17 protein-coding genes are annotated in these 23,014 nt (G+C 39.3%); 16 read left to right on the plus strand and 1 reads right to left on the minus strand.

What is annotated here, in order from left to right:
- Positions 1-2 precede the first annotated feature (2 nt).
- From GYM71_RS03680 to GYM71_RS03690, 3 genes are all read left to right on the plus strand, one after another.
- Positions 3-1,817: an FAD-dependent oxidoreductase gene (locus GYM71_RS03680; protein WP_220220960.1), complete on the plus strand. Its 1,815-nt coding sequence runs from the start codon at positions 3-5 to the stop codon at positions 1,815-1,817.
- Between the two features lie 18 nt (positions 1,818-1,835).
- The gene (locus GYM71_RS03685; protein WP_220220961.1) at positions 1,836-3,632 is read left to right on the plus strand and encodes an FAD-dependent oxidoreductase; all 1,797 of its coding nucleotides are present in this window, start codon (positions 1,836-1,838) and stop codon (positions 3,630-3,632) included.
- Positions 3,633-3,781: 149 nt separating this feature from the next.
- Positions 3,782-4,939 (plus strand): glycosyltransferase family 4 protein, encoded by a 1,158-nt coding sequence (locus tag GYM71_RS03690; protein WP_103752106.1) that lies wholly within the window; start codon positions 3,782-3,784, stop codon positions 4,937-4,939.
- Between the two features lie 13 nt (positions 4,940-4,952).
- On the opposite strand, the gene GYM71_RS03695 is transcribed toward GYM71_RS03690, so the two are convergent.
- Positions 4,953-5,615 carry a YigZ family protein gene (locus GYM71_RS03695; protein ID WP_220220962.1) on the minus strand — a complete coding sequence of 221 codons (663 nt, stop codon included), beginning with the start codon at positions 5,613-5,615 and terminating at the stop codon, positions 4,953-4,955.
- 47 nt (positions 5,616-5,662) lie between these two features.
- Here GYM71_RS03695 and GYM71_RS03700 point away from each other — a divergent pair, with 47 nt between their 5' ends.
- The 13 genes from GYM71_RS03700 (at position 5,663) to uvrA (ending at position 22,978) form a co-directional block, all read left to right on the plus strand.
- Positions 5,663-6,946, plus strand: a complete 1,284-nt coding sequence (locus GYM71_RS03700; protein ID WP_220220963.1) for a helicase-related protein — start codon at positions 5,663-5,665, stop codon at positions 6,944-6,946.
- A complete protein-coding gene (locus GYM71_RS03705; RefSeq protein ID WP_103752109.1) occupies positions 6,943-7,632 on the plus strand; it encodes a ComF family protein in 690 nt (229 codons plus the stop codon). Before GYM71_RS03700 ends, GYM71_RS03705 begins: the two co-directional genes overlap by 4 nt.
- Positions 7,633-7,715: 83 nt before the next feature.
- Complete coding sequence (gene hpf / locus GYM71_RS03710; RefSeq protein ID WP_103752110.1) at positions 7,716-8,264, plus strand: ribosome hibernation-promoting factor, HPF/YfiA family; 549 nt, start codon at positions 7,716-7,718, stop codon at positions 8,262-8,264.
- A 129-nt stretch (positions 8,265-8,393) separates the two neighbouring features.
- Positions 8,394-10,793, plus strand: coding sequence for a preprotein translocase subunit SecA (gene secA, locus GYM71_RS03715; protein WP_220220964.1), 2,400 nt, complete (start codon positions 8,394-8,396; stop codon positions 10,791-10,793).
- Positions 10,794-10,875: 82 nt separating this feature from the next.
- A protein-coding gene (prfB, locus tag GYM71_RS03720; RefSeq protein ID WP_220220965.1) for a peptide chain release factor 2 occupies positions 10,876-11,992 on the plus strand; the annotation gives its coding sequence in 2 pieces (ribosomal slippage) (positions 10,876-10,947 and positions 10,949-11,992; 1,116 coding nt in all).
- Between the two features lie 8 nt (positions 11,993-12,000).
- Positions 12,001-12,279 (plus strand): hypothetical protein, encoded by a 279-nt coding sequence (locus GYM71_RS03725; RefSeq protein WP_103752113.1) that lies wholly within the window; start codon positions 12,001-12,003, stop codon positions 12,277-12,279.
- 17 nt (positions 12,280-12,296) lie between these two features.
- Positions 12,297-13,268 (plus strand): HPr(Ser) kinase/phosphatase, encoded by a 972-nt coding sequence (gene hprK / locus GYM71_RS03730; RefSeq protein WP_103752114.1) that lies wholly within the window; start codon positions 12,297-12,299, stop codon positions 13,266-13,268.
- Complete coding sequence (lgt, locus tag GYM71_RS03735; protein WP_220220966.1) at positions 13,265-14,101, plus strand: prolipoprotein diacylglyceryl transferase; 837 nt, start codon at positions 13,265-13,267, stop codon at positions 14,099-14,101. Before hprK ends, lgt begins: the two co-directional genes overlap by 4 nt.
- Before the next feature lie 34 nt (positions 14,102-14,135).
- Positions 14,136-15,155 carry an NAD(P)H-dependent glycerol-3-phosphate dehydrogenase gene (locus GYM71_RS03740; RefSeq protein WP_220220967.1) on the plus strand — a complete coding sequence of 340 codons (1,020 nt, stop codon included), beginning with the start codon at positions 14,136-14,138 and terminating at the stop codon, positions 15,153-15,155.
- 54 nt (positions 15,156-15,209) lie between these two features.
- Positions 15,210-16,136: a thioredoxin-disulfide reductase gene (trxB, locus tag GYM71_RS03745; RefSeq protein ID WP_220220968.1), complete on the plus strand. Its 927-nt coding sequence runs from the start codon at positions 15,210-15,212 to the stop codon at positions 16,134-16,136.
- A 134-nt stretch (positions 16,137-16,270) separates the two neighbouring features.
- Positions 16,271-17,995 (plus strand): phospho-sugar mutase, encoded by a 1,725-nt coding sequence (locus GYM71_RS03750; protein ID WP_220220969.1) that lies wholly within the window; start codon positions 16,271-16,273, stop codon positions 17,993-17,995.
- A gap of 98 nt (positions 17,996-18,093) precedes the next feature.
- Complete coding sequence (uvrB, locus tag GYM71_RS03755) at positions 18,094-20,136, plus strand: excinuclease ABC subunit UvrB (RefSeq protein WP_103752119.1); 2,043 nt, start codon at positions 18,094-18,096, stop codon at positions 20,134-20,136.
- Positions 20,126-22,978: an excinuclease ABC subunit UvrA gene (gene uvrA, locus GYM71_RS03760; protein WP_220220970.1), complete on the plus strand. Its 2,853-nt coding sequence runs from the start codon at positions 20,126-20,128 to the stop codon at positions 22,976-22,978. Before uvrB ends, uvrA begins: the two co-directional genes overlap by 11 nt.
- Positions 22,979-23,014: the final 36 nt, after the last annotated feature.

Raw genomic sequence — 23,014 nt, forward strand, 5'->3', positions numbered from 1 at the left:
AAATGTTTTTGCAAGATAATGATTCATGGAATGCAGTTTATGATGTGGTTGTAGTTGGTTTTGGTGGTGCTGGGGCAACAGCAGCACGGTTTGCAGCGGATAACGGGGCCAAGGTTCTTTTAGTCGATAGCGCACCTGAAGGACATGAAGGTGGTAATACCCGTTATTGTGGTCAAATTGTTCAGGCAGGTTATGATTATGATCAATTGAAAAAGTATTACCAACAATTAACTGCCCCGCTTGATTTAGATGAAAAAGTTTTAGATACCTTTATTAAAGGGATGGTGGATTTACCGGCTTATTTTGAAAAATATTTAGGCGGAAAAGCCTTTAGTGTTCGCAAAAATCCGGGAAATAAGAACGTAGCACTTTTAGCATATATGATTGCTGAATACCCCGAATTTGATGGTGCGGAGACAAATGATGATCTCTTAATTCATGACCGAATTTTTGATGCAGCATTGTGGAAGAAACTACGGCAAAATGTACTAGACCGCAGTGATCAGATTTCGGTTTTATATTCAACGCCAGCTAAACACTTAATTCAAAATGAAACTAAAACAATTATTGGTGTTCAAATTGAAAATAATGGTCATTTGTTCAATGTTAAGGCTAAAAATGGTGTGGCTCTGGCATTAGGCGGCTTTGAAAACAATGACCAGATGATTCAAGATTATTTGGGAGAAACGAAACTTTTGCCATACGGCACTCTATATAACAAGGGCGACGGAATTAAGATGGCCATAGAAGTTGGTGCTGATTTGTGGCACATGAATAATTATGAACCAGGCGGTGCCGTTAATATTGCAGCGCTAAAAGGCGAACGTGCTCATAATATCATGGGCTGGAAAGCTTTGTTTGAGGGTTCATTAATTACGGTTGGTGATGACGGTACCCGCTATATTCCTGAAGATGATCCAACCCGTCATGGTCATCGCTATAACCATGGTTTATGGCGAATTCCCCTTGCTCAAATTCATCCGCATTTAATTTTTGATCAAAAGAAATATGACGAATTTTTGGCTGAAGATTTAGATAATTTCCAGCGCGAAGTTTTAAATAAAGTAGTTAAGTCTGACACAATTGCTGATTTAGCAAACGAAATCGGCGTTAAAGAAGAAACCTTACAAAACACACTTGAAACATATAATTTTTTTGTTGACCAAGGTGTTGATTATCAATGTGGTAGAAAGCCAGAAACAATGACTAAACTTTCCCTATCTGGCCCATTTTATTCCTTGAAACAGCAGCACACGATGCTTAATACTCAAGGTGGACCAAGACGAAATGAAAAGGCGGAAGTACTTGATACAGACCAGCAGGTATTACCACATTTGTACGCTGCGGGTGAGCTAGGTCATATTGGCGCTAACCAATATAACGGCGGCGGAGATATTGCCGATTGCTTGATTTTTGGCAAGATTGCCGGTGAAAACGCTGCTAAACCAAAGGAAAACGATACTGTGACTGGGGCAAGCGCGCAAGTAAACGAGCAGGTCGATTCGACTTCGTTTCCAGTTCCTCTTGCAGCTGAAAAAGATTATCCAATCAGTAAAAACCAATATATTGGCAAATCAAGTAGCGGAATGGGTAATGAAATAGTTGTTCGGGTAACCGTTGATGAGCAACAAAAACCGGCTAAAATTGAGGTCCTCAAGGAAAGTGAGTCACCTGATTATGGCGGTCAAGCAATTAAGCAGCTTCAAAAACAAATGGTAAAAGATAAGACTGCAAACGTTGATGTTGTATCTGGTGCTACTTCAACAAGTCGGGCATTTAAGGAAGCCGTCAGTGCTGCTTTAAAGCAGGCTAAATAAAATTAAAAGAGGCAAAAAATGGCTAATTTAAAAGACGGAATTTATCATGGCAGCGGTTCTGGCAATCGTGGCGAAGTCAAGGTATCCGTAACTGTAAAAGATAACCAGATTAAGGCAGTTCATGTTGATGATCAAAATGAAACCGAAGGTATTAGCACAGACGCACTTAAAAAGGCTCCGGAATTGATAGTGGCTAAGCAGTCTTACAATATTGATGCCGTAACGGGTGCTACGATTAGCTTTCAGGCTGTTGAAAAAGCTGTCAAGGACGCTTTGCTTAAAGCGGGAGATCCTAGCGGGCTTGATCAGAAGATTGATTTGCGAACAGCTAAACAAGAAGATAATGAAGATTATCGCTATCTTGATCCAGACAAAATCCACTTTGAAAAAGAAACTGAGGTATTAATAATTGGTGCAGGCGCTGCTGGTCTTGCAGCCGCTATTTCTGCTCGGCAAAAGGGCAAAGCGGTTATTTGCCTTGAGTATGCATCAAGCTACATGTTGTCAGATATGACTTTATCTGGCGGTTATTATAATGCAGGTGGCGGTACAAGTTTGCAAAAGGCCCAAGGAATTAAGGATTCAAAGGAAAATTGGAATAATTACTTAAAGGCAGTTGGTCAAGGGTATGAAGATCCTGATATGCGTGAAGTAATTGTTGAACACGGTGCTGAAGATTATGAGTGGTTAGCTAACGATGTTGGAGTTAACTTTCAGGAAGTTCAGCAAATCGGTAATGAAGAAGCAATGAAAAAGTATGCTGTTCCGGCAGCCCGTTCACACTTGACTGTTGAAAAAAGTGGCTACGGTCTTTCCAAACCTTTATTCAAGCGTGCTCAAAAATTAGGTACTGAGTTTATTTTTAATATAACAGCAGAAAGTTTAATTACCAATCAAAATAACCAAGTTATTGGCGTGCATACCAATAAAGGCAATTACCGCGCTCAAAGCGTGATTGTTGCTACCGCTGGTTTTTCGCGTAATAAGGAAATGCTCAAAAGTTTTGCCCCGGATTTTGCAGTAGGGGAATCATATGGCTCAATTAGGCAAATGGGCGATGGAATTCGAATGGGTGCACAAATAGGTGCCAAGCTAAAAGCTATGTGGATGCCGATTGCTAATTCAATTGGAACGCAATCTGGTGATAATGTTTGTATTGGACCTTTATGTACTGCTTGGACCAAGCCTTATATTTGGGTTGGTACTGATGCTAAAAGACATTTTCGGGAAGACATGTATTTTGAATTTGCTTCTAAAAAAATTGCCAGTCTGGATCAAGGTTTTGTGTGGTTACTTTTTGATGAGGGAATGGCAAATGAAATGCCGACAGCCTTTTCTGCCCCGGCCGCTTCGCCACATTTGAAACGAGAAGTTGAAGATGGCTATTTTAAAAAGGCAGAAACCATTAAGGCTTTAGCTGAACAGATTGGGTTAGATTCGACCGTTTTGCAGGCAACGATTACTAAGTGGAATAATGATGTTCTTAAAGGGCAAGATACGGAATTCGGCCGTGAAAAAGACTTGACGGCTTTTAAACCACCGTATTATGCTGCTAAATTAGCTCCTTCAACTCCAGATATGGCAGGAGGCTTAAGCATCAATCGGAGAGCTGAAGTTTTGGATAATCAAGATAGGCCAATCGCTAATCTATACGCGGCCGGCAGTACTACTGGTGGTTGGCGGGGCATGACTTATCCTGGCTGCGGCATGGGCATTACCAACGCAATTGTTTTTGGTCGTATTGCTGGTGTTAGTGCGGCAAATAATGCAACTAAGAAAGTCGATGCCAGTTCTGGTGCCTCGCAGCACGACTAATAATAAAAGTGGATTCGTCAAGAATCCACTTTTAAGTTAATCATTAATATTTAGTCGGTAAGCTTTTAATCAGCTTTGGTGGGAGTGATTTGTACATTTTTGATCAAGTCTGTATAATTAAAGCAACTAATTTATGAAAGTAGCCGACTATGTATAAAATTATCGTTGAATTATTTTTCTTAGTGATCATTCAAGCAGCAATCACGCCATTTATTCGTAGACTTGCCTTTGTTTTAGGGGCTGTTGATGTTCCTAATAAGCGGCGGGTTAATAAAAAGCCCATGCCCACTCTTGGTGGACTAGGCATTTTTGTTACTTTTAATATCGGGGCGTTTATTTTGCTGCGTGAGCAATTCCCTACACATGAGGCTTTTAGTGTCCTTTTGGGCTCAAGTGTTATTGTGTTGACAGGGATAATTGATGATATTCTCGAACTTAAACCGCGCCAAAAAATGTTTGGTATTTTTATTGGCGCCCTGATTATTTATTTCTTGGCCGGAATTAAGATGAACGTTCTCAATCTCCCGTTTGTAAATAAGCAGATTGATTTAGGCTGGTGGAGTTTACCAATCACGATTTTTTGGATTTTGGCCTTAACTAACGCCGTCGATTTAATTGATGGTCTTGATGGCCTGGCTGATGGTGTATCAATGATTTCGCTTATTACGATGGGGATTGTCGGCTACTTTTTCCTGCATACCAACCAGCTGTATATTCCAATTGGCTGTTTCATGTTAGCTGCCTGTTTACTCGGTTTTTTGCCGTATAACTTTCATCCAGCCAAGATGTTCTTGGGTGATACTGGGGCACTGTATATTGGTTTTATGATTGCTGTTTTTTCACTTAAAGGGTTAAAAAACGTAACTTTTATCTCAATGCTAGTGCCAGTCACGATTTTAGGTGTACCAATTACTGATACTATTTATGCAATGATTAGGCGTAAACTTAATAATCAACCAGTTTCGCAGGCAGATAAGCACCACTTGCATCACCAACTGATGAAAATGGGGTTAACGCACCGGCAGGCCGTTTTAGCAATCTATGCGATTTCGTTAATTTTTTCATTTATTTCCCTGCTGTTTTTATTGTCACCCGTATGGGGAATGTGGCTACTGATAGCAGGATTAGCTTTAGCACTTGAACTATTCGTTGAGTCAATAGGTTTACTGGGAGAAAAATATAAACCTCTGCTAACGTTGATACAAAAAATTATCAGTTCCCGCAGTAAGAAAGATCCAACCGTTGAAGTATGGCATCTGGGGCAGGCTAAACCAGAACAATTAAAGAAGAAAAATAAAAAGGACTAATTTAGTCCTTTTTTTAGTGCTCATGATAATGATGGTCGGTAATTTCGATTTCGTTATACCGCTTTTCACCCTTAGTAAAAGTTACTTTGCCCGCAAGTAAGTTGCTTAACTTTTCTTCTAACTCAGCTTGCTCTTGTTCATTAATAAAAAGATGAATTACAACATCTACGCCATAAGTGATTTTTTCAACGTAAATTTGCTCGTTTGTCAAAAAATGATTTACTTCATCCAAGCGATTATAGGCTACATGAAAACTAAGTTCTTGCTGCAATACGCGCTTGACAACGCCGATTGCCTCAGCTCCCTTAGTAACACTGTTAGAGTATGCGCGGATTAATCCACCTGCACCCAGCTTGATGCCACCAAAATAGCGGGTAACTACTACCGTGACATTTTTGAGTTTCATGAGCTGCAATGCTTTTAATTCTGGGACGCCGGCTGTTCCCGATGGCTCACCATTATCACTGGCTTTCACATGATCGTCGTTTAGTCCGATAGTATATGCAAACGTGTTATGAGTTGCATCGTGGTATTTTTTGCTGACCGCCGCAATTACTTTTTCTGCGTCCTCAACTGTTTCAGTGCGGGCTAATGTTGCGATAAAGCGACTTTTCTTAATCACTATTTCATGCGAACCATTTTCTTTGATGGTTAAATAATTTTCTTCTTTGGTCAAAAAATTTTGCCTCCTTTTTGCGTACTTAATAGCGGAGGAGAAAAATAATGGAAAATTTATCAAATCTCGCTGGCCGCCAATGGATTAGCAGTCACAAGGATTTTAGCATAATTGCGGGATTAACCAAAACCAGTGCAATCAGTGCTGGTCATTGTAACCGTTGTGGAGCAAAAGTTTACGCCCATTTACCTAATAAAAAACGATATTGCCGTGAATGCATTGGAATTGGGCGAATAGTCGAGGGGGATTTTTTAATACGTTATCAAAATGAAGTGAGTTTTCCGACAAGAAAAAATGGTGGCTTAACCTGGGCCGGCAAATTAACTGGGGCACAAGCAAAAATTGCGCATAACTTAGTAACAAATTTTCGGTCAAAACAGGACACCTTAGTTCATGCAGTTACAGGGGCAGGAAAGACCGAAATGCTTTTTCCGGTAATTGCTGAATGTATTGCGCAGAAAAAGCGCTGCTGTATCGCAACGCCACGCATTGATGTTGTCAATGAGCTCTTTCCACGTTTTCAGGCGGCTTTTAGCGAAATTGAGATTGGCAAATATCATGGTCAAGAATTTAAGCAGCCTGGACTAGAGCAATTGACAATTTGTACTACGCATCAACTGCTTAAGTTTTATCATGCTTTTGCTTTATTAGTGATTGATGAGGCAGACTCCTTTCCCTACGTTGAAAATCCCCAGCTTCATTTTGCTGCTAAAAATGCTGTTAAGAACAACGGCATGCGTGTTTATTTGACGGCAACGCCAACTGCAGACTTGTTAAGTGAAGCAAAAGCCGGCAAGATTGACATTTTGCGTTTAAACAGGCGATTTCATGGTGGCCTTTTACCCGTCCCAAGAGAACAGTTATTTTTAAAGCCGTTTTTAGCACATGGCAAAATTCATCCCAAACTGTTAAAAGCAATTATTATTGCGCTTAAAAAGGGCCATCCTTTACTATTATTTGTTCCGCGAATTGACCAGATACCCGATTACATAGCCGCCCTGAAAAAAGTAAAAATAATTAATCAGGTAAAGATGGCGGGCGTCTGGGCCCAAGATAAGAATCGCTTGCGTAAAGTGCAGATGTTTCGAGACGGCGAATTACAACTGCTCGTGACGACAACGATTTTGGAAAGAGGCGTAACGTTTAAACATGTCTGGGTAATTATTGTTCAGGCTGACGATCAAATTTATACTGCGGCTAGTTTGGTTCAAATCGCGGGTCGAGTTGGTCGGGCGCAAGACGATACTACTGGGTTAGTTTTGTTTTGCTACCGCAAATATACCAAAAATATTCGGGAAGCTAAGAACCAAATTGAGGCGATGAATAAATGAGAAGATGTCTGCTTTGTGGGCAAAAGTTTGCCGCCCAGCTTTCTTTGCGTGAGCTTTTCCTATTATCCAAAAAGCCTGAGCAAGTTATTTGCTTTCATTGCCGGAGCAAGTTTGTGCAGCTAAAAAGTTCGCGTTGTCAAATTTGTTCCAAAGAATTAGATTCAGGTCAAATCTGCTCAGATTGCGAAGCTTGGAAGAGAAAATATACAGGAAACTTGCTTAGAAATTATGCCGTTTTTAAATATAATGATGCCTTTCACGAGTTGATGGTGAATTATAAACGTTATGGCGATTATATTTTAAGAAAGGTCTTACAAGAACTATGTTGGCAGGAATTGGGAAAGCACCGAGCAGATTTTTACGTACCAATTCCGACGGCACCAGAACATATACAACAGCGGCAATTTGATACAATCAGTGCAATTTTTGCCGATTTAGTTCCATTGACAACAGTTTTAGGTAAAAAAAGTGGAGTAAAGGCTCAGGGGGAAAAGACGCGTAAGGAGCGCTTATTGAGTAAACAGAGTTTTTTTGTACTAGAAAATACTAATATTAATTTTAATTTTAAAAAAGTTTTACTTTTAGATGATATTTACACAACTGGAAGGACGCTTTATCATGCTCGAAATGCTCTTTTAACGGCTTTCCCTCAAGCTAAAATAGCAAGCTTTTCGATTTGTAGGTAGAATAATGTTGTTCAGCGCTTTCAAGTTTTGTTATAATGTAAATAAGAAAAGACTGCAGGGTGCAGTTGAAAGGAGAATCTCATATGTTAAAGTATAATGTTCGTGGTGAAAATATTGAGGTAACTGATGCTTTAAGAAGTTACGTTGAAAAACGCCTGAAGAAATTAGAAAAGTATTTCGACTTGAATCAAGATATAATCGCCCATGTAAACCTGAAGGTTTATCGTGATCGGACTGCTAAAGTTGAAGTTACTATTCCACTTCCATACTTAGTATTGAGAGCAGAAGAAACAACTGATGATATGTACCGCAGTATCGACTTTGTTTCTGAAAAATTAGAAAGACAAATAAGAAAATATAAGACTCGGGTTAACCGCAAGAGTCGTGAAAAAGGAATTAGTGATTTCTTTGTTGAAAGTTCTGAAGAAGAGACTAAAGATAAAGAAACAAGTGAATTCACGATTGTTCGTAACAAGCAAATTGGTTTGAAACCAATGAGTCCTGAAGAAGCTATTTTACAAATGAACATGCTAGAGCATGATTTCTTCGTATTTCAGGATGCTGAAACAAATGGTACTAGTGTTGTCTATCGCAGAAATGATGGTCGTTACGGCTTAATTGAAACAAAATAAATAACTGCTATTTAAGTGAGGACCTCACATTTAGTGTGAGGTCTTTGTTTTGTTTATTTTTAATTTAGGGTCAATCATGGTAAAATTATCATGTGTTTTTATACTTAAGTACATATAAGGATCGATTAAATGGTAAACATTTTAAAGAAACTATACAATAACGATAAAAGAGAACTAAAAAAATTCGAAAAGATTGCTAATAAGGTAGAAAGTCATGCTGACGAATATGCCAAACTTTCTGACGAAGACTTGCAGGCAAAGACACCTGAATTTCGTGAACGCCTTGAAAAGGGTGAATCATTAGATTCATTAATACCTGAAGCTTTTGCCGTTGCACGTGAAGGGGCAAAACGGGTATTGGGTCTGTATCCATTCCACGTTCAAATTCTGGGTGGGATTGCCTTGCATTATGGTAATATCGCTGAAATGATGACCGGTGAAGGTAAGACTTTAACCGCGACAATGCCCGTTTATTTAAACGCGTTAACTGGTAAGGGTGTTCACGTTGTAACTGTCAACGAATACTTGTCTAGCCGTGATGAAGAAGAAATGGGTCAGTTATATCGCTGGCTTGGTTTAACTACTGGTTTAAACCTTAATGCTATGTCACCTGATGAAAAACGTGAAGCTTATGAATGTGATATTACTTACTCAACTAACTCAGAATTAGGCTTCGACTATTTGCGTGACAACATGGTCGTTTATAAAGAGCAAATGGTTCAGCGTGAACTTAATTACGCTATTATTGATGAGGTCGATTCGATTTTAATTGATGAGGCCAGAACGCCTTTGATTATTTCTGGTGAAGCTGAACAAGCAAATGGCGATTACATTAGAGCTGACAGATTTGTAAAGACACTCCAAGAAGACAAGAGTGATGATGATGTCGAAGACGAAGAAGATCATGGCGATTACAAGATTGATTGGCCGACGAAAACTATTTCTTTGACCAGAACGGGAATTCAAAAAGCTTGTGATCACTTTGGCTTAAGAAACCTTTATGATGTGGAAAACCAAAAATTGGTTCACCATATTGACCAGGCTTTGCGGGCTAACTACATCATGCTTAAGGACATTGATTATGTTGTCCAAGATGGTGAAGTATTGATCGTTGATTCATTTACTGGACGGGTAATGAAGGGACGTCGCTATTCTGATGGACTTCACCAAGCAATTGAAGCTAAAGAAAATGTGAAAATTCAGGAAGAATCAAAGACACAGGCGACGATTACTTACCAGAACCTCTTTAGAATGTATAAAAAGCTTGCCGGAATGACCGGTACCGCTAAGACTGAAGAAGAAGAATTTCGTGAAATCTACAATATGCAGGTAATTACGATTCCAACTAACCGTCCTGTAATCAGAAAGGACCGTTCGGATATTTTATATCCAACTTTATCTTCAAAATTTGCAGCAGTTGTAGATGAAATTAGAGAACGTCATGCAAAAGGCCAACCTGTTTTAGTTGGTACTGTTGCCGTCGAAAGTTCAGAACGTCTAAGTAATCTTTTGGATAAAGAAGGCATTCCACATGCAGTTCTTAATGCCAAAAACCATGCTAAGGAAGCTCAAATTATTATGAATGCCGGACAACGTGGTGCGGTCACAATCGCAACTAACATGGCTGGTCGTGGTACTGATATTAAATTGGGGCCTGGAGTAAAAGAACTGGGTGGACTTGCAGTAATTGGTACTGAAAGACATGAATCGCGAAGAATTGATAATCAGCTGCGTGGCCGGTCCGGTCGACAAGGTGATCCGGGTGAAACCAGATTTTACCTGTCACTTGAAGATGATTTGATGAAACGCTTTGGTGGCGAGCGCGTAAAAGATTTCTTGGACCGCTTATCGGATAATGATGATGATAAAGTGATCGAGAGTCGTTTAATTACTCGTCAGGTTGAGTCTGCTCAAAAACGTGTTGAAGGTAACAACTATGATACGCGTAAGCAAACTTTACAATATGATGATGTTATGCGTATTCAGCGTGAAATTATTTACGGTGAACGGATGCAAGTTATCGAAGAGGAAAACTCGCTTAAAGATGTCCTGATTCCAATGATTCGTCGTACAATTAATAGTCAAGTGGACATGTTTACTCAAGGTGACCGTAGTAAGTGGCGCTTAGATTCATTGCGTGACTTTATTAGCTCAAGTATTCTTTCTGAAGAGCAAACAGAAGAAATTGACTTCAAGACAATTACTGTTCCTGAATTAAAAGAAAAATTATACAATGAAGTTGAAACTAACTATCAGGAAAAGGCCGACGTTTTAGCAGACCAAGCGCAAATGTTGGAATTTGAAAAGGTAGTTATCCTTCGGGTGGTTGATGAACACTGGACTGATCATATTGATGCGATGGATCAATTACGGCAATCGATTAGTTTACGTGGATATGGTCAACTTAATCCTTTGGTTGAATATCAAGATTCTGGCTACAATATGTTTGAAGAAATGGTCTCGAATATTGAGTTTGATGTGACTCGGTTATTCATGAAAGCTGAAATCAGACAAAATCTTAGTCGTTAACAGGTAAGGTTGAAGAGAAAGCAGCTGCTTTCTCTTTTTTTACTTTTGCTTAATTGAGAGATTTAGGAGAGATTTAAAATAAATGGAAATTAGTGAAATTCAAAATCAATTAGATGAATTAAAAAAGCGGTTAGACCACTTTAGGGGGTCTCTTTGACTTAGATTCGATTGACGAAACAATTGCTGTCAATGAAAGCAAGATGCAGGAACCTTCATTTTGGGATAATCAGGACAAGGCGCAGCAGTTAATCAGCGCAACTAACTTATTAAAAGAAAAGCGTGATTCATTTTTAAGCTTGCAGGAAAACTACCAAAATGAAATTACTGCCTTGGAATTATTGCGTGAAGAACCTGATTCTGAATTGCAAAAAGAAGTTGAAACTGACTTGGAATCCCTACAAGAAGATTTTCATAATTATGAAATGGATCTTCTTTTGGCAGGACAATATGATGGTCATAATGCACTGCTTGAAATTCACCCAGGAGCTGGTGGGACAGAAGCAATGGACTGGGGCCAAATGTTATTACGAATGTATCAACGATATGCGGATAGCAGAGGATTTAAATTTGAAATTAATAACTATGAGCCTGGTGAAGAAGCCGGTCTTAAAAGTGTTAGTGTCAGAGTCAGTGGTAAGAATGCCTATGGCTTGCTTAAATCTGAAAACGGGGTTCATCGGCTAGTTCGTATTTCGCCGTTTGATTCTGCTAAGAGAAGACATACGTCTTTTGCATCTGTTGAAGTTATTCCGGAAATTGACGATAGCATTAAAATTGATATTAATCCTAAAGACTTACGGATAGATGTTTATCGGTCTAGCGGTGCAGGTGGTCAGCACATCAATAAAACGTCAAGTGCGGTTCGAATAACACACCTGCCGACCGGATTTGTAACGACTTCGCAGGCACAGCGCTCACAAATTCAAAACCGTGAGACGGCAATGAATGAACTTCGCGCAAAGTTGTTTCATTTAGAAGAAGAGAAAAAACGGCAACATAAGCAAGAACTTAAGGGTGACCAAAAGGAGATTGGCTGGGGCTCACAAATTAGATCCTATGTTTTTCATCCTTATAATTTGGTTAAAGATTTACGAACAGGCTATGAAACTTCGGATACAAGTGGTGTAATGGATGGGAAATTGCAACCATTTGTTTATGCATACTTGCAATGGTTGCTTAGTCAAGATAACCCAGAGTAGGTGAAAAAATGAGTTTTTGGGGAATTGTTGGTATTGTCTTAGTGGCAGTGATAATTCTATGCGTGATTTTTGCTTTCTTTCATCTTTTATTTATCCTTTTGCCTGCAATTATAGTTATTGCGGGAATACTTTGGCTGATTAATCATTTTACGAAAAAAGATGATGACCAGCCTCACGGTCCCGACTTTGATAACTGGAATGATTGGTCTGGCAATTCTCAGCAACCAAATGGCCGGCCTAAAAGAAAAAAGGTCCGCAATGCGCATACTAAAGATGTCGATAAATAAGCTAAGAGGAGTGCAAAATGGCTAATGCAGTTAAGTTAAAGAATTTAATTCGCGATAATAAAATTGCGTATGTTGTTAAAGGAAGTCAATATATTGATGACCGTGCAATTATGGTTTCTGACATTTATCGGCCAGGACTGGAACTGACAGGATATTTTGATTTTTATCCTAAAGAAAGAATCCAACTTTTGGGACGAACTGAAATTTCATATGCTGCAAGGCTTGATCATGAAAGTTTAGTTAATGTCTTTAAGAGGCTATGTACTCCCGAGACGCCGTGTTTCTTTATTTCACGTTCTCTTCCAATTCCGAAAGAATTAATTGAAGCAGCTGATAATGCGGGAATTCCTATTTTATCTTCAACAGAATCAACCACTTATGTTTCAAGCGTGTTAACTGAATATTTGCGTGAGCGGTTGGCAGTTAGAGACACAATTCATGGTGTCTTGGTTGAAGTAAAGGGGTTAGGCGTTTTGCTCACTGGCGATTCAGGCGTTGGAAAGTCTGAAACGGCTTTAGGTTTAATTCACCGCGGGCATCGCCTAATTGCGGATGACCGAGTAGATGTTTACCAAAAAGATGTGGAAACTGTCGTTGGTGAAGCACCCCAAATTTTAAAGCATTTAATGGAAATTCGGGGGATCGGAATTATTGATGTCATGGATTTATTCGGTGTTGGCGCAGTTAAAAATCGTGAAACTATCCAGTTAGTCATCAAGCTCGTTAATTGGGACAATAAGGTCAATTATGATCGTCTTGGCTTTGAGGAAAGCAAACGCGAGATCTGTAATGTTGAGGTACCGCAAATTACGATTCCAGTTAAAGTTGGTCGGAATATGGAAGACATAATTGAAATTGCTACTATGAACTTTCGTGCTAAACGGATTGGCTACAATGCAACAACAACTTTTGACAATAATTTAACTGCTTTAATTGCTCAGAATTCAAAAGATAATTCAACCAAAAAAGCAAAGGATGCGGATAAATGATCGGAACAATCAGCCCGATAGCCTTTAACTTGGGCGGTTTAAGTGTAAAATGGTACGGCGTAATCATGGCAGCAGCGATAATTTTAGCTGTTTCGATGGCCATGATAGAAGGAAAAAAACGGCAGATTGAAAGTGACGATTTCTTAGACCTGCTTTTATGGGCCGTTCCACTTGGCTATGTTGGGGCCCGTTTGTATTACGTAATTTTTGAATGGGGTTATTATGCTAAACACCCTGATCAAATTATTGCGATTTGGAATGGTGGTATTGCAATCTATGGCGGCTTGCTGGCGGGCTTGTTAGTTTTACTGGTTTTTTGCTATAAAAGAATGTTGCCGCCTTTCTTAATGCTTGATGTTATTACTCCTGGCGTGATGGCAGCCCAAATTTTAGGTCGCTGGGGCAACTTTTTTAATCAGGAGGCCCATGGTGGTCCAACAACCTTGCATTTCTTGCAAAGTTTGCACTTACCTAGCTTTATTATTGAACAAATGAAAATTGGCGGAGTTTATTATCAGCCTACCTTTTTATACGAATCGTTTTTCAATTTAATTGGGTTAATCTTGATTTTAGCTTTACGACACAGAAAGCATTTGTTCAAGCAGGGTGAAGTTTTTATGCTTTACCTAAGTTGGTACTCAGTTGTGCGCTTTTTTGTAGAGGGGTTAAGGACAGACAGCCTTTACCTGACGGCAGGAATTAGAGTTTCACAATTGCTTAGCTTGATTTTGCTAATCGTGATTGTTGCACTTTTTATTTATCGGCGCAAAGTTGTTAAGCCAAAGTGGTATCTTGATGGTAGTGGATTGAAATTTCCGTATTCAAGAGATTAATAAAAATATATTTAAAAGAAAGTCTGGAAGAAAAATGACAAAAATTGCAGTTTTAGGTGCTGGTTCATGGGGCACGGTTTTAGGTTCAATGTTAGCTGACAAGGGTAATGATGTAATTCTTTATGGCAACAACGAAGCTGTTAATCAAGAAATTAATGAGCATCATACTAACGAGCACTACATGAAAGACTGGCAGGTTAATGAAACCGTTACTGCTACAGAAGATTTGAATAAAGCCTTAGAAAATGCGGAAGTGGTTCTCTTCGTTTTGCCAACGCAAGCGGTTCGAATCGTGGCTAAACAGGCAGGTCAGATTTTAGCTAAAAGTGGACGTAAGCCACTTATTGTTACTGCTACTAAAGGAATTGAACCAGGCTCTAAAAAATTGATTTCGGAAATTCTAACTGAAGAAATATATCCTGAAGATGAAGACCTTATCGTTGCTATTTCAGGTCCAAGCCATGCCGAAAGCGTAGCTCAAAAAGACTTAACGGCAATTTCATGTGCTTCAACAAGTAAGAAAAATGCTGAAAAAGTCCAAGAAATGTTGTCAAATGATTATTTCCGTTTGTACACTAATAGCGATTTGATTGGTGTTGAAGTTGCTGGGGCCGTTAAGAACGTTATCGCAATCGCTGCTGGAATTTTAGTTGGTAAAAAATACGGTGACGATGCTAAAGCAGCTTTAATGACTAGAGGCTTGGCAGAAATTACCCGTTTGGGAGTTAATTATTTTGGTGCTGATCCGATGACGTTTAGTGGGTTATCCGGAATCGGCGACTTAATTGTTACTTGTACATCTGTTAATTCACGTAATTGGCGCTGCGGTAAACAACTGGGTGAGGGCAAGTCACTTGATTATGTCTTGCGAAATATGGGACAAGTAGTTGAAGGTGCAACGACCGTTAAGGCAGTTCATGAACTTTGTGAAGAAAAACAGATTGATATGCCAATTAGTGAAGCTATTTACCGTGTTTTATATGAAAATTCCAACGTTGATGACGAAATTAAGCAAATGATGGGCAGAAGTCCAAAACAGGAAATTAGACTTTAGTCCATTTCCATTGTAAGATTTACTTACGAAAAATAAGTTTTTTAAGGTGGAAATATGACAAAGAAATATGATGTAATTGTTATTGGAGCAGGTCCTGGCGGATTAACGGCAGCGTTATACGCTTCACGGGCTAATTTATCGGTTTTAATTTTAGATCGCGGCCTTTATGGTGGTCAGATGAATAATACTGATGCGATTGATAATTATCCTGGTTTTAGCGAGGTTAAGGGGCCTGAATTAGGCGAAAAAATGTATAATTCGACGATGAAATTTGGCGCCGAATTTGAATATGGTGATGTTCAATCTGTTACTCTTGAAGGCAATGAAAAGATTGTTAAGACAGATACGGCTGAATATTCAACGCAGGCTTTAATTATTGCTACCGGTGCTGATCATCGTCACTTAAACGTTCCCGGGGAAGAGGAATATTCTGGTAAAGGCGTTTCCTATTGTGCCGTTTGTGATGCCGCCTTTTTCAAAAATGAGGACATTGCAGTTATTGGTGGTGGTGATTCCGCGATTGAAGAGGGAATTTACCTTGCCCAGAGCGCAAAATCTGTTACAGTTATTCATCGTAGAGATCAATTGCGCGCACAACCGACTTTGCAAAAACGCGCTTTTGCCAATGATAAAATTCATTTCATTTGGAATGGCATTACGGAATCGATCGATGGTGATGGCAACCGCGTAACTGGTGTAACTTATCGTGATAAGGTTTCAGGCGAAGAAAAGAAACTAGCAACTCACGGCGTTTTCATTTACGTTGGCGTTATTCCGCAAACAGCACCATTTAAGGATTTGGGCGTGACTGATGAAAATGGTTGGATTCCAACAGATGAACATATGAGAACCAAGGTTGCCGGCATTTTTGCATTAGGTGACGTTAGAGCAAAAGACTTACGCCAAATCGCTAATGCTGTTGGTGATGGTAGTATTGCTGGTCAAGAAGCATACAACTATTTACAGAGTTTAAATGATTAATGTTAAAAAGAAGAATTCAGTTAGTTGGATTCTTTTTTATTTTATGCAGAAAGCATAATTGATAAATGCTAGAATATAGATTATGAAACCGAATTATTAAATCAGATAACTTAAAAAAGAGGTCTATATTTTAAATGAATGCTGAGAAAATTTTTCAAAGCTGGCAAGAGGCTACTAATATGCCTGACTACTTAAAAGAACAATTGGCAGAATTAGGCCAAGATTCAAAGTGGATTGATGATGCTTTTGGTCAAGATATTAATTTTGGAACGGCAGGGATGCGTGGCCGCCTTGAACCGGGAACTAACCGGATTAACATTTTTACCGTTGCGCGGGTAACGGAAGGTCTTGCTCGCTTAATCGATGAAAATGGCGTACAGGCCCAAAAAAGAGGCGTGGTAATTTCATTTGATTCCCGCTATCACTCGCGAGAATTTGCAGAGCACGCTGCCCGTATTTTAGGAACTCATGGGATTCATGTTTATCTTTTTGATGATTTACGCCCCACGCCCGAGCTGTCTTACGCTGTCCGGCACCTCAACACGTTTGCCGGGATCAATATAACCGCTTCGCACAACGCCAAGCAATATAACGGTTATAAGGTTTACGGTGAAGATGGTGCTCAAATGGGTCCAGAAGACGCTGATCGGGTTTTCCATTATGCTCAAAGTGTCAAAGATCTTTTTCAAATTAAAGCACAGCAAGTGGAAGTATTGCGCGCAAAGGGCTTGATAGAACTAATTGGGGAAAATATTGATGAAGATTATTTGGCTGAATTAAAGACAGTCAACGTTAACCGCAAGTTAATTAAAGATAATGCGCAAAAATTAACTATTATCTATACCCCTTTACATGGGACCGGTAAGATGCTTTATGAACGAGCATTTCGGCAAAATGGTTTTACGAATGTTTTTCCAGTTGAAAGCCAATCAATTATTGACCCGGAATTTCCAACTACCAAAAAGCCTAATCCCGAATACCGAGATGTTTTTGATCCCGGAATTAAGTTAGCAAATGAAAAAAATGCCGATTTAATTATTGCAACTGATCCTGATGCTGATCGAATGGGAGCATGTGTTAGAACCAAAAACGGTGATTTCCAAGTTTTGACGGGAAATCAAATTGCAACATTAATGATCTATTACCTTTTAGTAAATATGAAAGATAATAATCAATTAGCGTCAGACTATGAACTAGTTACTTCAATTGTTTCAAGTAGTATGCCGGGCAAAATCGCGCAAGATTTTGGCATCCGAACTAAGGAAGTTTTAACCGGATTTAAATTTATTGGCGAAGAAATAGACCGCATGAAACGTGAACATGATGGTAGATTCTTAATGGGCTTTGAAGAAAGCTACGGCTATTTATTTAAGCCATTTGCTCGTGATAAGGATGCCATGCAGGGTGCAATAATGTTTGCTGAAGTTGCATCTTATTATGCTTCACGTAAGATGACAGTTTTGGATGGCTTAACTGAAATCTGGCAAAAATACGGAACTTCTTTTGAAATCACTCGTGCAATTGAAATGCCAGGAATTGGTGGTCAAAAGAAAATGGCGCAATTAATGACCAAATTAAGGCAAGAGCGTCTGACAGAAATAGCTGGAGTTAAGGTAGAAAAAATTCAGGACTTTTTAGAACAAAAGGAATTTAGTGCTGGACAGGTAAAAGAATTAGCGGATCTGCCAAAATCAAATGTTCTTAAATATTATTTGTCAGATCAAACTTGGCTGGCTTTACGTCCCTCAGGAACAGAGCCGGTTATTAAAGCATATGTGGGTGTAAACAAGCCAACTATTGCTTTAGCAGAAGAAGCGGCAGAAAATTATCAAGCAGCATTAGCACAGCTATTGAAATAAGACAAAAGACGTGCGAAAGTACGTTCGATGTAGTAAAATAGAATACGCAAAATAAAAGTTGGGCTATTTTGTCCAACTTTTTTACGAGGAGCTTTTCTATGATTAAACGACAAGATAACCGTAAATTTGAACTTGTCTCCAAATTTAAGCCGGCTGGTGATCAAGAGCAGGCGATTGATAAACTGACAAGTGGTTTTAAAAAGGGATATAAAGAACAAATTCTTGAAGGTGCTACTGGTACCGGTAAGACGTTTACAATGGCGAATATAATTGCCAATTTAAATAAACCTACTTTGGTTATTTCACATAATAAGACTTTAGTGGGACAGTTGTATGGCGAATTTAAGGAATTCTTTCCTCATAATGCCGTCGACTATTTTGTTTCATACTACGATTATTATCAACCAGAGGCTTACGTTCCGCAATCTGATACTTATATTGAAAAGGATTCATCAATTAATGATGAAATTGACCAATTGCGCCACCAAGCAACTAGTGATTTGATGGAACGAAACGATGTTATTGTAGTTGCCTCAGTTTCATGCATCTACGGGTTGGGTGATCCTAAAGAGTATTCGGCCAGTGTGATTACGGTGCATGAGGGTGATGACTATGGCAGAAATACTTTGCTGCGTAATTTAGTTAACATTCAATATGATCGTAATGATATTGACTTTCAGCGTGGTCGCTTTCGTGTGCGTGGGGATGTAGTTGAAGTCTTTCCGGCCGGTAATTCTAATCATGCTTACCGAATTGAATTTTTTGGTGATGAAATTGATCGAATTGTCGAAATTGATTCTTTAACTGGTGAAATAATTGGTGAACGCGAAAGTATCTCCTTATTTCCGGCCACGCACTTTATGACTAACGAAGAACAGATGCGTCGGGCTCTCAAAGCAATCTCTAAAGAAATGAAACTCCAAGTAAAAGATTTTGAAGGTAAAGGCAAGCTTTTAGAGGCTGAACGAATTAAGCAGCGGACTACCTTTGATATGGAAATGATGGGAGAAGTTGGTTACACAAGCGGTATTGAAAACTATTCTCGTCATATGGAAGGGCGTAAAGAAGGCGAACCGCCTTATACTCTGCTTGACTTCTTTCCTGATGATTTTCTAATTTTAATTGACGAGTCTCATGCCACTATGCCTGAAATTCGGGCAATGTATAACGGTGACCGTAACCGGAAAAAGACTTTGATTGATTATGGTTTTCGTTTACCATCAGCTTTAGATAACCGGCCCTTAAAAATTGATGAATTTGAAAAGCACGTTAATCAGATCCTCTATGTTTCCGCTACTCCCGGTGATTATGAGCTAGAACGTACTGATCACAAGGTCGAACAAATTATCCGGCCAACGGGCTTGCTTGATCCTAAAATTGAAGTTAAACCGGTTGAAGGCCAAATTGATGATCTTGTAGGTGAAATTAACAAACGAATTGACCGTAATGAACGGGTTTTTGTAACCACTCTAACTAAAAAAATGGCAGAAGATTTGACAGACTACTTAAAGGATCTAGGTATTAAAGTTCAATACCTGCACTCGGATGTTAAAACGCTAGAGCGGATGCAAATATTGCGTGATTTACGGTTAGGTAAATATGATGTATTAATCGGGATAAACTTGCTTCGTGAAGGAATTGATGTGCCAGAGGTATCTTTGGTAGCAATTCTTGATGCGGACAAGGAAGGCTTTCTTCGGGCATACCGGCCATTGGTTCAGACTATGGGACGTGCATCACGAAATTCAGATGGTGAAGTAATAATGTATGCTGATACTATCACTGATTCCATGCGAGAAGCCATTGATGCTACGCAAAGAAGACGTAAGCTGCAAATTAAGTTCAACCAAGATCACGGCATAACACCTAAGACCATCGTTAAACCAATTCGTGATGTTATCTCTGCAACTAAGGTGGCTGACGAAGTTAGCGATAGTGACAGCTTTGCTGACTTGAATTTTGATGAACTAACAGCTAAGCAAAAGAAGACTATGATTAAGGATCTGCGTAAGCAGATGCAAGAAGCTGCGAAGAAGCTCGACTTCGAGGGAGCAGCAACTTTAAGGGATGCAATTATGGAACTTGAAAGTTCCACTAGGAAACCAGTTACTAAAAAGGGAAATAAAATAAATGGCAAATGATAAGATTGTAATTCGCGGAGCGCGCGAGCACAATTTAAAAGATATAAATCTATCAATTCCAAAGGATAAAATGGTTGTAATTACTGGCTTGTCGGGTTCAGGTAAGAGTTCACTTGCTTTTGACACCCTCTACGCTGAAGGTCGGCGCCGTTATGTTCAATCATTATCCAGTTATGCTCGCCAATTTTTAGGGCAAATGGATAAACCAGATGTTGATTCAATTGATGGCTTGAATCCAGCTATTTCAATTGATCAGAAAACGACATCGCATAATCCACGTTCTACGGTTGGAACCGTAACTGAAATTAACGATTACCTGCGTCTGTTATGGGCACGTGTTGGTCAACCAATTTGTCCAAATGACGGGACAGTAATTGAACGGCAATCAGTTGAGCAGATGGTTAATCGCATCATGGCTTTGCCAGAACGGACACGAATTCAGCTTTTGGCACCGGTAATCAGATCTAAGCGCGGAGCACATAAAGAAGTGTTTAAACGTGTACAACGAGCTGGTTATGTCCGTGTAATTATTGACGGTGAAATGCATGAAATTGGTGAAGACTTTGACTTGGATAAGAACAAGCGTCACTCAATTGATATTGTGGTTGACCGGTTAATTGTAAAAGAGGGCATTCGCTCACGCCTTTTTGATTCAGTTGAGGCTACTTTGCGCCTATCTGAAGGCTATATGAACGTTGACATAATCGGAGGAGATACGCTTAACTTTTCTGAATATTATGCTTGTCCGAAATGTGGCTTTACGGTCGGCGAAATGGAACCGCGGTTATTCTCATTCAATGCACCATTTGGTGCCTGCCCAGACTGTGATGGGTTAGGTGTTAAGCGGTCAGTTGATGAAGACCTAGTTGTTCCTGATAAAAGTAAAACGCTAGCTGAGGGAGCAATTATACCGTGGAAAAACTCCAAATATTATGGGGGCATGCTTGAACAAGCTTGTCAAGGCTTAAAGATTCCAATGGATAAGCCATATAATAAACTCACTAAAAAGCAAAAAGAAATGCTGATGCATGGTTCTAAAAAAGAAGTTGCTTTTCATTTATCAGGTGAATTTGGCGTTAAAGATACAAAAGCACCTTTTGAAGGCGTAATGGAAAACGTTGAACGTCGTTATGTCAACCCGATGTCTAAGTTTATGCGTGACATTATGGGAAAATACATGACGGAAATGACTTGTGGAACTTGTCACGGAAAAAGGTTGAACCAGAAGGCCTTAGCCGTAAAAGTAATGGGTAAAGATATCGCTGAGGCGTCGGAACTTTCGATCAATAAAGCACTAGACTTTTTTAACAATATTGAGCTTAATGAGCAAAAAAGCATTATTGCTAAACCAATCCTAAAAGAGGTTCGCGATCGGTTATCCTTTTTGAACAGTGTTGGCCTTGATTACCTGACTTTATCAAGATCAGCTAATACTTTATCTGGTGGTGAAGCCCAAAGAATTCGTTTGGCAACGCAGATTGGATCGAACTTATCAGGTGTTATGTACGTGCTTGATGAACCGTCAATTGGTCTGCATCAGCGCGATAATGATCGTCTCATTGCTGCTCTAAAGAGAATGCGTGACCTTGGTAATTCGTTAATTGTTGTCGAACATGATGATGAGACAATGAGGCAAGCTGATTACTTAATTGATATGGGACCAGGAGCAGGGTCATATGGCGGTGAAGTAATGGCTGCAGGTACACCTGAAGAAGTTGAAAAGAATCCTAAATCGCTCACTGGCCAATACTTAGCTGGTAAAAAGTTTGTGCCGGTTCCCCTTAAAAGACGTAAGGGCAATGGTAAGAAGATTACCATTACTGGTGCAGCAGAAAATAATCTGAAAAATCTTAAGGTAGACTTTCCGCTAGGTAAGTTGATTGTAGTTACAGGTGTTTCAGGTTCTGGAAAATCAACTTTAGTCAATATGATTCTTAAACGTGCTCTAGCACAAAAATTAAATCGTAATCAAACTAAGCCGGGAAAATATCGCAGCATTGCTGGTTACAAAAATATTGAAAAAATAATTGATATTGATCAAAGTCCAATTGGACGTACACCTCGTAGTAACCCAGCTACTTATACTAGTGTGTTTGATGATATTAGAGCTTTATTTGCGCAAACAAATGAATCTAAGCTTCGTGGTTATACAAAAGCGAGATTTTCTTTCAACGTTAAGGGTGGTCGCTGTGAGGCATGTCGTGGCGATGGTATTATTAAGATCGAAATGAACTTTTTACCAGATGTTTATGTACCTTGTGAAGTTTGCCACGGCAACCGCTATAACTCCGAAACTTTGGAGGTAACTTACCGGAAAAAGAATATTGCACAAGTTCTCGATATGACAATTAGTGAAGCATGCGACTTTTTCAAAAATATTCCTAAAATTGCGCGGAAATTGCAGACAATAGTTGATGTTGGTTTAGGCTATGTCAAATTAGGGCAATCGGCTACGACTTTATCTGGTGGTGAAGCCCAAAGAATGAAATTAGCTGCTGAACTACAAAAGATTTCTACAGGTAAGAATTTCTATATTTTGGATGAACCAACAACGGGATTACATACAGATGACATTAAGCGTCTTCTTGATGTCATGCAGCGTTTAGTTGATCAAGGTAACACAGTCTTAATTATTGAACATAATCTTGATGTAATTAAGAATGCTGATTGGTTAATTGATCTGGGCCCAGAAGGTGGCGAAGGCGGTGGCAATATAGTTGCTACAGGTACGCCAGAACAACTGGCAAAAGTTAAGGAAAGCTTTACCGGTCAATATCTTGCTCCCGTGCTTAAACGCGATACGGCATTAACTAAGCAGACCGTTAAAAAAGATAATAAATAGTATTTATTCTTATTCAAAAAGTGTAAAATAACGGTC

It is taken from the genome of Lactobacillus panisapium (assembly GCF_019469265.1).
In the GTDB taxonomy this organism is placed as follows: domain Bacteria; phylum Bacillota; class Bacilli; order Lactobacillales; family Lactobacillaceae; genus Lactobacillus; species Lactobacillus panisapium.

Coding starts and splice junctions, on each gene's coding strand:
- uvrA (WP_220220970.1), top strand. CDS start 20,126: ATGGCAAATGATAAGATTGTAATTCGCGGAGCGCGCGAGCACAATTTA.
- uvrB (WP_103752119.1), top strand. CDS start 18,094: ATGATTAAACGACAAGATAACCGTAAATTTGAACTTGTCTCCAAATTT.
- hprK (WP_103752114.1), top strand. CDS start 12,297: ATGGCTAATGCAGTTAAGTTAAAGAATTTAATTCGCGATAATAAAATT.
- GYM71_RS03700 (WP_220220963.1), top strand. CDS start 5,663: ATGGAAAATTTATCAAATCTCGCTGGCCGCCAATGGATTAGCAGTCAC.
- GYM71_RS03705 (WP_103752109.1), top strand. CDS start 6,943: ATGAGAAGATGTCTGCTTTGTGGGCAAAAGTTTGCCGCCCAGCTTTCT.
- GYM71_RS03690 (WP_103752106.1), top strand. CDS start 3,782: ATGTATAAAATTATCGTTGAATTATTTTTCTTAGTGATCATTCAAGCA.
- GYM71_RS03740 (WP_220220967.1), top strand. CDS start 14,136: ATGACAAAAATTGCAGTTTTAGGTGCTGGTTCATGGGGCACGGTTTTA.
- hpf (WP_103752110.1), top strand. CDS start 7,716: ATGTTAAAGTATAATGTTCGTGGTGAAAATATTGAGGTAACTGATGCT.
- GYM71_RS03685 (WP_220220961.1), top strand. CDS start 1,836: ATGGCTAATTTAAAAGACGGAATTTATCATGGCAGCGGTTCTGGCAAT.
- trxB (WP_220220968.1), top strand. CDS start 15,210: ATGACAAAGAAATATGATGTAATTGTTATTGGAGCAGGTCCTGGCGGA.
- lgt (WP_220220966.1), top strand. CDS start 13,265: ATGATCGGAACAATCAGCCCGATAGCCTTTAACTTGGGCGGTTTAAGT.
- GYM71_RS03750 (WP_220220969.1), top strand. CDS start 16,271: ATGAATGCTGAGAAAATTTTTCAAAGCTGGCAAGAGGCTACTAATATG.
- GYM71_RS03680 (WP_220220960.1), top strand. CDS start 3: ATGTTTTTGCAAGATAATGATTCATGGAATGCAGTTTATGATGTGGTT.
- GYM71_RS03725 (WP_103752113.1), top strand. CDS start 12,001: ATGAGTTTTTGGGGAATTGTTGGTATTGTCTTAGTGGCAGTGATAATT.
- secA (WP_220220964.1), top strand. CDS start 8,394: ATGGTAAACATTTTAAAGAAACTATACAATAACGATAAAAGAGAACTA.